General features: G+C 68.0%; 6 protein-coding genes and 3 pseudogenes. 2 read left to right on the top strand and 7 right to left on the bottom strand.

Translation table 11 applies throughout. The features are described from left to right. A partial coding sequence (locus CF68_RS09040) for a MarR family winged helix-turn-helix transcriptional regulator (RefSeq protein ID WP_235205708.1) occupies positions 1-471 on the bottom strand: 471 nt, incomplete at its 3' end. 101 nt (positions 472-572) lie between these two features. On the opposite strand from CF68_RS09040, the pseudogene CF68_RS36120 reads away from it, so the two are divergent. Then, a pseudogene (locus CF68_RS36120) lies at positions 573-818 on the top strand (zinc ribbon domain-containing protein); the annotation flags it as partial. Between the two features lie 18 nt (positions 819-836). On the opposite strand, the gene CF68_RS09035 reads toward CF68_RS36120, so the two are convergent. The 3 genes from CF68_RS09035 to CF68_RS09025 form a co-directional block, all read right to left on the bottom strand. Next, entirely contained in the window at positions 837-1,988 is a 1,152-nt protein-coding gene (locus tag CF68_RS09035) for an ABC transporter substrate-binding protein (protein ID WP_035817666.1), read from the bottom strand. Positions 1,989-2,039: 51 nt separating this feature from the next. Further along, entirely contained in the window at positions 2,040-3,293 is a 1,254-nt protein-coding gene (locus CF68_RS09030; protein WP_035817664.1) for a flavin-dependent oxidoreductase, read from the bottom strand. Between the two features lie 156 nt (positions 3,294-3,449). After that, on the bottom strand, positions 3,450-3,902 hold the full coding sequence (locus tag CF68_RS09025; RefSeq protein ID WP_035817661.1) for a PACE efflux transporter: 453 nt from the start codon (positions 3,900-3,902) through the stop codon (positions 3,450-3,452). Positions 3,903-4,013: 111 nt separating this feature from the next. Here CF68_RS09025 and CF68_RS09020 point away from each other — a divergent pair, with 111 nt between their 5' ends. Beyond that, positions 4,014-4,919 (top strand): LysR family transcriptional regulator, encoded by a 906-nt coding sequence (locus CF68_RS09020; RefSeq protein ID WP_035817658.1) that lies wholly within the window; start codon positions 4,014-4,016, stop codon positions 4,917-4,919. On the opposite strand, the gene CF68_RS09015 is transcribed toward CF68_RS09020, so the two are convergent. From CF68_RS09015 to CF68_RS09005, 3 genes and pseudogenes are all read right to left on the bottom strand, one after another. After that, positions 4,906-6,384: an efflux transporter outer membrane subunit gene (locus tag CF68_RS09015; RefSeq protein ID WP_051591462.1), complete on the bottom strand. Its 1,479-nt coding sequence runs from the start codon at positions 6,382-6,384 to the stop codon at positions 4,906-4,908. The two genes, CF68_RS09020 and CF68_RS09015, sit on opposite strands and share 14 nt — an antisense overlap. A 17-nt stretch (positions 6,385-6,401) precedes the next feature. Beyond that, positions 6,402-9,729: pseudogene (locus CF68_RS09010) on the bottom strand (efflux RND transporter permease subunit). Positions 9,730-9,731: 2 nt separating this feature from the next. Next, positions 9,732-12,858 (bottom strand): annotated as a pseudogene (locus CF68_RS09005) (MdtB/MuxB family multidrug efflux RND transporter permease subunit). Positions 12,859-12,946: the final 88 nt, after the last annotated feature.

The raw sequence follows: 12,946 nt of genomic DNA, 5'->3' as shown, positions 1-12,946 counted from the left end.
TTCCAGCGTGCGGCGGCCGGCTGCCGTCAGCACCAGGCTGTAGGCGCGGCGATCCCCGGCTGCCGGGCGGCGCGCCACCAGGTTCATCTCTTCCAGCGCGTCGACCAGCAGCACCGCCCCCGAGCGCGCGATGCCGAGGATCTGCGCCAGCTCAGTCAGCTTCAGGTGCGGGTTGCGCGAGATGATGATCAGCGCCGAAAAGCGCGGCGGCGTGATCTGCCATTGCGCCAGCGACAGCACGAAGTCTTCATAGATGCGGATCTGCGCGCGGCGGATGGCGTAGCCGATCAGGTTGTCGAGCACGCCATAGTCGATATTCGGCACATGCGGGTCGAAACCGGCATCGGCACCGGCGCTTGCGGCCGGATCCGGCGCGAGCGGGTCCCGCGCCTTGCGCCGCGCGGATGCGGCGGTGGTGCTGCGCGGGCGCGGGGGTGCGGCGGGCGGTGTGCCGGATGCGTCGGGATTCATCAGACTTGCTCCGAGAAACCCCGGCTTTCAGTGCGGGGAGTGAAAGGAGTGCTGCCGGCAGCAAGCAATCCCAATTTAGAATGACCGGCATGCTTCTCGTCTACGCGTACAAGGCGATTGCGCATGGCGCGTGGTACGAGGAAGTCGACGAACGTTTCACCACCCAGGTCTGCTCTTCGTGCGACGCGATGTCGCCGGAGAGGCCGAAAGGTATGGCAGACCTTGGAATAAGGCAATGGGTATGCAGTGAATGCGGTGCTGTACATGATCGCGATGTGAACGCTGCGCTAAATATCCTTGCCCGATCGGGACATCGATCGCCTGCAGAGGGAATCCCCTCTCTTTAGAGAGGGGAGGGGGGGATGTCAATTGAGCAGTTTCCAGTTGCCGTTATCGATGGTCAGCATAACCCGCCCGCGCTGGTCGAAGCCATAGTGGTCTTGCCCACTGTAATTCAGCACGCCGTGCGAGACCACGATGTCGCGCTCGGTCTCCAGTGCCTGCCGCAGCGCCTGGCGGAACGCCGGCGTCCCCGGCTTGGCATGCTTGAGCGCCACCGGCACGATGCGCTCCAGCACCAGCCCGGCGTCGTAGGCATGGGCGCCGAACTGGGTGCGGCTGTCGGCGCCGTATTGCTTTTCATACCGGGTGACATAGTCCAGCCCCGGCTTGCGCACCGGGTCGCCCGCGGGCAGCTGCTCCGGCACGATCACCGGTCCGGCCGGCAGGATTGCGCCATTGACCATGCGCCCGCCGATGCGGATCAGGTCCTTGGTGGCCGCGCCGTGGGTGTGGTAGATGGTGCCGCCGTAGCCGCGCTCGCGCAGCGTGGTGTGCGGCAGCGCGGCGCCGGTGCCGGCGCCGGCGATCAGGATGGCATCGGGTTTGGCGGCAATCAGCTTGATGGCCTGCGCGGTCACGCTGGTATCGGCGCGGCCGTAGCGCTCGGTGGCGATCAGGCTGATGCCGTTGGCACTGGCGGCGGCGGTGAAGTCCTTCAGCCAGGTCTCGCCGTAGGCGTCGGCAAAGCCGATAAAGCCGATGGTCTTGACGCCGTTGGTCTTGGCGGTGGCGGCCACGGCATTGGCCATCAGCCGCACCGGCTGCGCCAGCCGGAAGGTCCAGGCGCCGCGCCCGGGCTTGAGTTCGATCGGCGAGAACGCCAGCTGCACGGTCTGGGCTTCATCGGCCACCTCGGCAATGGCGATCGACGGCGCCACCGCGGACGAGCCCAGGATGATGTCGACCTTTTCCTCGGAGACAAAGCGGCGCGCCACCTTGGCACCCTGCGTGGGGTCCGAGGCATCGTCCAGCACGATGTAGCGTACCGCCTCGCCGCCGATCTTTTGCGGCAGGTAGGCCAGCGAGTTCTTCTGCGGGATGCCCAGCGACGCCGACGGGCCGGTGGTGGACAGGCTGACGCCGACGGTGATGTCGGCCAGCGCACTGCCGGCGCTGAAGGCGAGGGCCGCGGCCAGTGCGAGGCGGGCCAGCTTGGTGGTAGTCAGGGGCGCCATGGTGTCTCCTCTCTCGATGGTCTTGTTCTGCATTGTCGAACCTGCCGGATGCTATCGGTTGCCTTGCATCGACTGCCGGTCGAATCCCGCCAGCTGCTTGTACCGCAGCGAAATCGCCTCCAGTTCCGCGCGCGGGATCACCTGGTCGATGTCGGCAAAGCCCTGCGGCGCGCGTTCCTCGGCCAGCTGCATCACCTGCTCGGGACCGTTCATGCGGTTGCGCAGCACGATGCCGGCGGTGCGCGGCAGGCGCTCGGCCTCGTATTCGCGCAGCGCGTAGCCGGTGTCGGGCGTGCCGAGCAGGCTGTCGACCAGGTGGCGCGCGTCCAGGATGGCCTGCGCGCTGCCGTTCGAGCCGATCGGGTACATCGGGTGCGCGGCGTCGCCCAGCAGCGTGACGCGGTCGAAGGTCCAGCGCGGCAGCGGGTCCTTGTCGACCATCGGGAATTCGTAGATCGCCCCGGCGCCGTCGATCAGCGCGGGGATGTCGATCCAGTCCCACCGCCAGTCGGCAAACGCGGCGCAGAACACGGATTTGTCGACCTGCTTGTTCCAGTCGCTGCGCGGCGGGGTGTCGGGCACGCTGTCGGGCACGCGCAGCTCGGCGATCCAGTTGACCAGCGAGCGGCCCTGGCGGCGCAGCGGCTCCGAGATCGGATAGGCCACGAACTTCTGGTCCTGGTGTCCCGCCATGAACATCGAGCGGCCGTCCAGGTAGGGCGGCGCCTCGGTGACCGCGCGCCACAGCAGGCGGCGCGAGAAGCGCGGCAGGTCGCCGGTGAGGTAGAAGTGGCGGCGCACCGCCGAGTGGATGCCGTCGGCGCCGACCAGCACATCGGCGCTGGCCTCGACCTCGGCATTGTCGCTGCGGCGGCGCAGGCCAAAGCGCACCTGTCCGCCCGCGCCGGTGTCCAGCACGGTCTCGAAGCCATGGCCGGTATGCACGGCGCCGGCGCCCAGGCGCTCCACCACGGTACGGTGCAGCAGCATCTGGAATTCGCCGCGATGGATCGAGAACTGCGGCCAGTCATAGCCGGCCGCCAGCCCGCGCGGCTCATGCCAGATGCGCTGGCCGCGCTTGTTGTAGTAGGAGAGCGATGAGGTCTCGATGGCGATATCCGCCAGCGCGTCGCGCAGTCCCAGCTCGGACAGGATGCGCACGGCGTGCGGCAGCAGGTTGATGCCCACGCCCAGCGGGCGCAGCGTTTCGCTGGCCTCCCAGACCTCGGCCTCGATGCCGTGGCGGTGGCACAGCAGCGCCAGCGTCAGTCCGCCGATGCCGCCACCGGCGATTGCGATCTTCATGGTGTCTCCCCCGCGTGCAGGATGCGCCGGTACGCAAGCGCGGGCGCGTTGCCTCCGGTCGAATTGGATTTGTTATGGAGTATAACAATTCGACCGGATGCGGCAAGACGGGGAAGACCCCGGAGTGACGCCTCCGGGGTCAGGAAAAACCCGCGCTTAGCTAAGTGCGGCGCCTTCCGGCTTGGGCTGTGCTTTCAGCGACGGCACCGGGAAGACAGTGTCGTAGAGCCAGTTGTACACCAGCGCGTAGACCATGTAAAAGACGGCCACGGCGATGTCCATGATGAGCGCGTCGACCAGGCTGATGTCCAGGTACCAGGCCACCAACGGCAGGAACACCACCAGCAGGCCCAGTTCGAACAGCACGGCGTGCAGCACGCGCACCGGCACCGACTTGCGCAGCTGGCCGGTGAAACGCAGCATGCCCTTGTCGAAGAGTACGTTGTACAGGTAGTTCCAGCCGGTGGCGATCAGCGAGGCGACGATGCCGATTAGGCCCATCTCGTGCAGTTCATAGCCGAAGGCCCAGCTGGCCAGCGGCGCGAAAATCAGCAGGCCGACCACCTCGAAGCCGATGGCGTGGCGAATCCGGTCCCAGGTCTTGCGCATCGTTGTTCTCCTTGCGTGTCAAACGCGATGGGAGCTAGTCTATCTGCTGGGTAGGGATTGCCAAGTTGGATCCTATCTGCAAAACAGATAGACAAACGTTGAAAGTAATTTATGGGCCTCTCCATCGAGCAATTGCAGGCATTCGTCGCGGCGGCTGACACCGGTTCGTTCTCGGCCGCCGCGCGCCGGCTGGGCAAGGCGCAGTCGGTGGTCAGCGCGGCGGTGTCCAACCTGGAAATCGACGCCGGCAACGCGCTGTTCGACCGTTCCGGCCGTTACCCGGTGCTGACGCCCGCGGGCGAGCGGCTGCTGGCCGAGGCGCGCGTGATCCTGGAGCGCTGTGAGCACTTCCGCGGCGTGGCCAAGAGCCTGGGCGAGGGCGTGGAGACGCGGCTGGTGCTGGCGGTGGACGAGCTTTATCCGGAAGAGACGCTGGGCATGCTTCTGGAAGAGTTCTCAAGCCGCTTCCCGGCGGTGGAGCTTGAGTTGCTGTTTCCGTTGATGGAGGACGTCAGCCGGCTGGTGCTGGAGGGCGGCGCCGACCTGGGCATCATGTGGCGGCAGGAGGTGCTGCCGCCGGCGCTGGGCTTCCATGCGCTGGGCTGGGTGCCGATGCAGATTCTGTGCGCACCCGAGCATCCGCTGGCCGGCCAGCGCGTGGACTGGGAGGAGCTCAAGCGCTACCGCCAGCTGATGGTCGCCACCCGCTCAGACAGCGAAGAGAAGATGCGCCTGCGCGTGGCCGCCGACGTATGGTGGGTGGAAAGCCAGTGGGTGATCGTGGAACTGGTCAAGCGCGGGCTGGGCTGGGCCTTCGTGCCGTGGCACGTGGTGGCCAATTCGCCGGCCGCGGCGCGGCTGGTGACGCCGCCGCTGGCGTTCCAGCAGCAGGACTGGCCGGTGGCGATGGAACTGGTCTGGCACAAGCAGCGGCCGCTGGGCAAGGCCGCCACCTGGCTGCGCGAGCGCATCTGCCAACAGCCGCTGCCGCGCGCGCCTGCGGCTAGCGCTGGCTGACGGCCTGGTTCGTACCGGCCTGTGCCGGCGCAGCCTCTGCGCCGGGCGCATGCCAGCCGCCGCCCAGGGCCTTGATCAGCACCACCGCCGCCGTGTACTGGCGGCCGGCGATCGACAGTGCGGTGCGCTCGGCGGTGTAGGCGCTGGTCTGCGCCGTCAGCACGTCGAGCAGGCCAGCGGTGCCGGCGCGGTAGCGGTTGTTCACCAGCGCCAGCGCCTCGCGCGCCGAGCGCAGCGCGTCGTTCTGCACCACCGCTTCCTGTTCCAGCAGCCGCTGCGCGGCGAGGTTGTCCTCGACTTCCTGGAACGCGCCCAGCACGGTCTGGCGGTAGTTGGCCACGGTCTGGTCGTAGGCCGCCACCGCCTGCGCCTTGGCCGCGCTGCGCAGGCCGCCGTCGAACAGCGTGCCGGCCAGCCCGCCGCCGATCGACCAGATCCGGTCCGGCAGCGACATCCAGCGCGCCAGCGTGCTGGCGGTCAGGCCGCCGCTGGCCGACAGCGACAGGGTCGGGTAGTAGGCCGCCTGCGCCACGCCGATCTGCGCATTGGCCGAGGCCATGCGGCGCTCGGCCGCGCCGATGTCGGGGCGGCGCTCCAGCAACTGCGACGGCACCGCGGCCGGCACGCGCGGCGGCGCGGTGCGGAAGTCGTCGGCGGCCAGCGCCAGCGCCGCGGGCGGCTTGCCCACCAGCACCGCGATGGCGTGCTCCAGCTGCGCGCGCGTGATCTGGATGTCGATCTGCTGCGCCTGCGCGCTCTTGAGCTGGGTCTCGGACTGCAGCACGTCCGAGCGCTGCGCGGTGCCCGCCGCATACTGGTTCTGCACCAGCTGCAGCGACTTCTGGTAGTCGGCCACGGTGCGGTCCAGCAGGGCCTTCTGCGCATCGGCCACGCGCAGCAGGAAGTAGCTCTGCGCCAGCGTCGCCTGCGTCGACAGCAGCGTCGAGGCCAGGTCGGCCTGGCTGGCCTGCGCGCTGGCCTCGCTGCTTTCCACCTGGCGCCGCACGCGGCCCCAGACGTCGATTTCCCAGGTTGCGCCCAGGGTCGCGCTCTGTCCGTTGAGCGTGCTGCCGCTGGCGCCGCGCGCGCGCGAGGCGCCGGCCTGTGCGTCCACGGTCGGGAAGAAGCCGGCGCGCGCGGCCTGCAGCGCCGCCACCGCCTGGCGGTACTGCGCCTCGGCGGCCTTGATGTTCTGGTTCGAGATCTGCACCTCGGACATCAGCGCGTCGAGCTGCGCATCGCCGAACACGGTCCACCAGTCGGCGCGTGCCAGCGCATCCTGCGGCTCGGCGGGCTTCCAGTCGCCGCTCCAGGCGGGGGTGGCGGCATCGGCCTCCTTGAAGGATGCGGAGACCGGCGCGTCGGGGCGCTGGTAGTCGGGGCCGACGGCGCAGCCGGCCAGCAGCAGCGCGCAGGCCAGCGGCACCGGCAGGGCATGGGTCAGGAGGCGGGAAAGAACTGTCATATCGAGTCTTCGCAAATCTAGACGGCGGCCGGCTGGTCCGGCGTGCCGGTGCCACGGCGGCGCTGGCGCCAGGCCTTGGCCTTCAGGCGCCAGCGGTCCAGCGTCAGGTAGACCACGGGCGTGGTGTACAGCGTCAGCAGCTGGCTTACCACCAGCCCGCCGACAATGGAAATGCCCAGCGGCGCGCGCAGCTCGGCGCCGTCGCCGCGGCCGATCGCCAGCGGCACCGCGCCCAGCAGCGCGGCCATGGTGGTCATCAGGATCGGGCGGAAGCGCAGCAGGCAGGCGCGGTAGATCGCGTCCCGCGGCGACAGTCCCTCGCGCCGCTCGGCATCGATGGCGAAGTCGATCATCATGATCGCGTTCTTCTTGACGATGCCGATCAGCAGGATCACGCCGATCAGCGCGATGATGCTGAAGTCGGTCTTCGATGCCAGCAGCGCCAGCAGCGCACCCACGCCGGCGGAGGGCAGCGTCGACAGGATCGTCAGCGGATGCACATAGCTTTCATACAGCACGCCCAGCACGATATAGATCGTGATCAGCGCCGCCAGGATCAGGATCGGCTGGCTCTTGAGCGAATCCTGGAACGCCTTGGCGCCGCCCTGGAAGTTGGCGCGCAGCGTCTCCGGCACGCCGATGCGCGCCATCTCGCGCGTGATCGCGTCGGTCGCCTGCGAGAGCGAGGTGCCCTCGGCCAGGTTGAACGAGATCGTCGAGGCCGCGAACTGGCCCTGGTGGTTCACGCCCAGCGGCGTGCTGGTCGGCGTTACGCGCGCGAATGCCGCCAGCGGCACGCGGTTGCCGTTGCCGGTGACCACGTAGATGTCCTTGAGCGCATCGGGCCCTTGCAGGTATTCCTGGCTCAGCTCCATCACCACGCGGTACTGGTTCAGCGGATGGTAGATGGTGGACACCAGCCGCTGGCCGAAGGCATCGTTGAGCACCGCATCCACCTGCTGCGCGGTCACACCCAGGCGCGAGGCCGCGTCGCGGTCGATGATCACCGAGGTCTGCAGGCCCTTGTCGTTGGTATCGGTGTCGATGTCCTCCAGCCCCTTAAGGTTCGACAACGCGGCGCGCACCTTGGGTTCCCACGCGCGCAGCACTTCCAGGTCGTCGGACTGCAGCGTGAACTGGTACTGCGAACTGCTCTGCCGCCCGCCGATGCGGATATCCTGCACCGACTGCAGGAACAGGCTCGCGCCCGGCTCCTTGGACAGCTTGCCGCGCAGCCGCGCGATGATGGCGTCGGCCGATTCCTTGCGCTCCGACAGCGGCTTGAGCGTGACGAACATCTGCCCGGTATTGCGCTGGGAACCGCCGGTAAAACCGGTCACATTGACCACGGCGGGGTCGGACTGGACGATCTTGATGAAATTGTCGAGCTTGCCGCGCATGGCCTGGAACGAGGTGGCCTGGTCGGCGCGGATAAAGCCGATCAGCCGGCCGGTGTCCTGCTGCGGGAAGAAGCCCTTGGGCACGATCACGTACAGGTACACGTTCAGTGCGATGGTGGCGATCAGCACCAGCCACACCAGCGGGCTCAGGCGCAGCGCCGTGGACAGCGAGCGCGCATAGCCATCGTGCAGCCACTGGAACATGCGCTCGGTGGCGCGGAAGAAGCGGCCCTGCTTCTCCGGCTCGGGCGGGCGCAGCATCCGTGCGCACATCATCGGCGTGGTGGTCAGCGACACCACCAGCGACACCAGGATCGCCACCGACAGCGTGATCGCGAATTCCTGGAACAGCCGGCCGACGATGCCGCCCATCATCAGCAGCGGGATGAATACCGCGATCAGCGACAGGCTCATCGACAGCACCGTGAAGCCCACCTCGCGCGCACCGCGCAGCGCAGCGGCGAGCGGCTTCATGCCGTCCTCGATATGGCGCGAGATGTTCTCCAGCACCACGATGGCATCGTCGACCACGAAGCCGGTGGCGATGGTCAGCGCCATCAGCGACAGGTTGTTCAGCGAGAACCCGGCCAGGTACATCACCGAGAACGTGCCGATCAGCGACACCGGCACCGCCACGCTGGGGATAAGGGTGGCGCGCACATTGCGCAGGAACACGAACACCACCATGATCACCAGCGCCACCGAGATCATCAGCGTGTTCTCGACCTCGCGCAGCGAGGCGCGGATGGTGGGCGTGCGGTCCATCATCACGTCCATCGAGATTGCCGCGGGGATCATCTTCTGCAGCTGCGGCAGCATCTCGTTGACGCGGTCCACGGTCTCGATGATGTTGGCGCCGGGCGAGCGGTTCAGCACCAGCAGCACCGACGGCTTGCCGTTGGCCGAGCCCGCGTTGCGGATGTCCTGCACCGAGTCGACCACATTGGCCACGTCGCGCAGCCGCACCGGCACCGCGAACGAGTTGGGCCCGCTGGTGGCGCTGGTGCCTCCGGTGGCGCCGCTGGTGATGGTGGTGGTGCCGCTGCTGGTGGTCAGCGTGGTCACGGTCACGCCGTTGACCACCTTGGTGCTGACGCCGCCGCTTGCGGCGGCGNGTGCTGCCGCCGCCGCTTGCGGCGGCGTTGGCGGTGCTGGCAATCAGCGCGCCCGCCGACGTCGACGAGAAGGTTCCCGGCGTGGCATAGCGGATGATCAGCGGCATGTAGTCTTCCGCCTTCATCGCCTGGTCGTTGGCGTAGACCTGCCAGTTGCTGGCGGCGTTCTCCAGCGTGCCCAGCGGCCGGTTGGCGTTGGTCGCGCTGATGGTGTTGCGCACATCCTCCAGCGAGATGCCGTAGTTGTTCAGCGCGGTCGGGTTCAGCTCTACCCGCACTGCCGGCAGCGAGGCCCCGCCGATGGTGACCTGGCCCACGCCATCGACCTGCGACAGCTTCTGCGCCAGGATGGTCGAGGCCGCGTCGTACAGCTGCCCGCGCGTCATGGTCGGCGAGGTCAGCGCGATGATCATGATCGGCGCGTCGGCCGGGTTGACCTTGCGATAGGTCGGGTTGTTGGGCAGGCTGGTCGGCAGCGTCGCGCGTGAGGCGTTGATTGCCGCCTGCACGTCGCGCGCGGCGCCGTCGATATTGCGCGACAGGTCGAACTGCAGCGTCACGCGGGTGGAGCCGAGCGAGCTGCTCGAAGTGATCTCGGTCACGCCGGCGATGGTGCCGAGCGCGCGCTCGAGCGGCGTCGCCACGGTGGCGGCCATCGTTTCAGGACTCGCACCCGGCAGCGACGCCGACACCGAGATGGTGGGGAAGTCCACCTGCGGCAGCGGCGACACCGGCAGCAGCCGCAGCGCGGCCAGCCCCGCCAGCAGGATGCCGAGCGTCAGCAGCGCGGTCGCGACGGGGCGGTGGATGAAGGCAGCCGAGAGATTCATCGTTACACCGGCTCCTCGCCCGTACCGCCTTCCTCCGGATCACCGAAGCGCCGCTTGCGCCAGCCCTTCACGCGCGTGGCTACGCGGTCGAAAGCCAGGTAGATCACCGGCGTGGTGAACAGCGTCAGCACCTGGCTCACCAGCAGGCCGCCCACCATGGTCACGCCCAGCGGCCGGCGCAGCTCGCTGCCGATGCCGGAACCCAGCATCAGCGGCAGTGCCGCCAGCAGTGCCGCCATGGTGGTCATCAGGATCGGGCGGAAGCGCAGCAGGCAGGCCTGGAAGATCGCATCGCGCGGATTCATGCCGCCTTCGCGCTCCGCCTCGAGCGCGAAGTCGATCATCATGATCGCGTTCTTCTTGACGATACCGATCAGCAGGATGATGCCGATGATCGCGATGATGCCCAGGTCCTGGCCCGCAACCAGCAGCGCCAGCAGCGCGCCGACGCCGGCCGACGGCAGCGTCGACAGGATGGTGACCGGGTGGATGGTGCTTTCATACAGCACGCCCAGCACGATATACATCGTCACCACCGCGGCCAGGATCAGCCACAGCGTGTTCGACAGCGACGCGCGGAAGGCCAGCGCGGCGCCCTGGAAGCTGGTCTGCATCGAGATCGGCAGGCCCAGCTCCTGCTCGACCTTGGTGATCTTGTCGACCGCGGCACCCAGCGATTCGCCGTGCGCCAGGTTGAACGAGATCGTCGCCGCCGGGAACTGGCCCTGGTGGTTGATCACCAGCGGGCCGGTGCGCTCCGTGATGCGCGCGAACGAGCCCAGCGGCACCTGCCCGCCGGACGAAGAGGGCAGGCGCAGGTCGGCCAGCGACTGCGGGCTCTTGCGGAACTCGGGCATGGTCTCCAGCACCACGCGGTACTGGCTCGACTGCGTGAAGATGGTCGACACCAGCCGCTGGCCGAAGGCGCTGTACAGCGCGCTGTCGATCACCGCGGTGGTGATGCCGAAGCGCGCCGCGGCGTCGCGATCGATATCGACATAGGCGCGCAGGCCGTTGTTCTGCTGGTCGCTGGTGACGTCGCGCAGCTCCGGTTCCTGGCGCAGGCGTTCCACCAGCTTGGGCACCCACGCGGCCAGCGTGGCGGGATCGGGATCCTCGACGGTGAACTGGTACTGCGTGCGCGAGACCTTGTCCTCGATGGTCAGGTCCTGCACCGGCTGCGTGTACAGCGACACCCCGCCCAGTTCGTGCACGGCCTGCTGCAGCCGCTGCGTGACCACTTCGATGGGATCGCGCTCGCCCTTGGGCTTGAGGTTGATCAGCATGCGCCCCGCGTTGAGCGTGGTGTTGGTGCCGTCCACGCCGATGAACGAGGACAGGCTCGCCACTGCCGGGTCCTGCATCACCACCTTGGCCACAGCCTGCTGCCGGCGCGCCATGGCGTCGAACGAGGTGGTCTGTGCGGCTTCCGTAATGCCCTGGATCACGCCGGTGTCCTGTACCGGGAAGAAGCCCTTGGGCACCAGCAGATAGAGCAGCCCGGTCAGCACCAGCGTGGCCACGGCCACCACCAGCGTCGCTTTCTGGCGATCGAGCACCCACTCCAGCGCGCGGCCGTAGCGCTCGATCACGTTGTCGAAGAAGCGGCCGCTGGCGCGGTGAAAGCGCGACAGCTTCTCTTCCGGCACATGGTGCAGCAGGCGCGCGCACATCATCGGCGTGAGCGTCAGCGATACCACCGCCGAAATCAGGATCGACACCGCCAGCGTGATCGCGAACTCGCGGAACAGGCGCCCGACCACGTCGCCCATGAACAGCAGCGGGATCAGCACCGCCACCAGCGAGAAGGTCAGCGAGATGATGGTGAAGCCGATCTGTTTCGAGCCCTTCAGCGCCGCCGCCATCGGCGAATCGCCTTTCTCGATGTAGCGCATGATGTTCTCGATCATCACGATCGCATCATCGACCACGAAGCCGGTGGCAATCGTCAGCGCCATCAGCGTCAGGTTGTTGATCGAGAACCCGGCCAGGTACATCACGCCGAAGGTGCCCACCAGCGACAGCGGCACCGCCACGCCCGGGATGATGGTGGCCGGTATATTGCGCAGGAACAGGAAGATCACCAGCACCACCAGCGCGATCGCCAGCAGCAGCTCGAACTGCACGTCCTCGACCGAGGCGCGGATGGTGGTGGTGCGGTCGGTCAGCAGCTGCACGTGGACCGAGGCCGGCAGCGCATTCTGCAGCTGCGGCAGCAGCGCCTTGATGCGGTCCACCACTTCGATCACATTGGCACCGGGCTGGCGCTGGATGTTCAGCACGATCGCGGGCTTGTCGTTGGCCCAGGCGGCCAGGCGGCTGTTCTCGGGGCCGTCGACGATCTCGGCCACGTCGGTGATGCGGATCGGCGCGCCGTTCTTGTAGCCCAGGATGATCTGGCGGTATTCGTCGGCCGAGCGCAGCTGGTCGTTGGCGTCGATGGTGGAGGCGCGCGCGGGGCCGTCGAAGCTGCCCTTGGCGCCGTTGACGTTGGAGGCACCGATCGCGGTGCGCAAGTCGTCGATCGACATGCCCAGCGAAGCCAGCGCGGCCGGGTTGGCCTGGATCCGCACCGCGGGGCGCTGGCCGCCGCTGATCGTGACCAGGCCCACGCCCTGGATCTGCGAGATCTTCTGCGCCACGCGCGTATCGACCATGTCCTGCAGCTTGGGCAGCGGCATGGTGTCCGAGGTCATGGCGATGGTCATGATCGGCGCGTCGGCCGGGTTGACCTTGCTGTAGACCGGCGGCATCGGCAGGTCTGACGGCAGCAGGTTGCTGCCGGCGTTGATGGCGGCCTGCACCTCCTGCTCGGCCACGTCCAGCGGCAGAGTCAGCTCGAACTGCAGCGTGATCACCGAAGCGCCGCCCGACGAGGACGACGACATCTGCTTCAGTCCGGGCATCTGGCCGAACTGGCGCTCAAGCGGCGCGGTCACCGACGAGGTCATCACGTCGGGACTGGCGCCGGGGTAGAGCGTGGTGACCTGAATGGTCGGGTAGTCCACTTCGGGNGGGCGGCGCCGACAGCGGCAGCAGCCGGTACGCCACCAGCCCGGACAGCAGGATGGCCAGCATCAGCAGCGCCGTGGCGACCGGGCGCTCGATGAAGAGGCGTGAGGGGTTCATGCGGTGTCCTTACTGCTGCGCGCTGCTGGCGGGCGGAGCGCTGGCGCCGGCCTGGCGGTGGCGGCGATGTTCGCCGGCCGCGCCGGAG

This window comes from Cupriavidus sp. SK-4, from assembly GCF_000611125.1.
Classification (GTDB): Bacteria; Pseudomonadota; Gammaproteobacteria; order Burkholderiales; family Burkholderiaceae; genus Cupriavidus; species Cupriavidus necator.
This window is presented reverse-complemented; position numbering and strand designations above follow the sequence as displayed.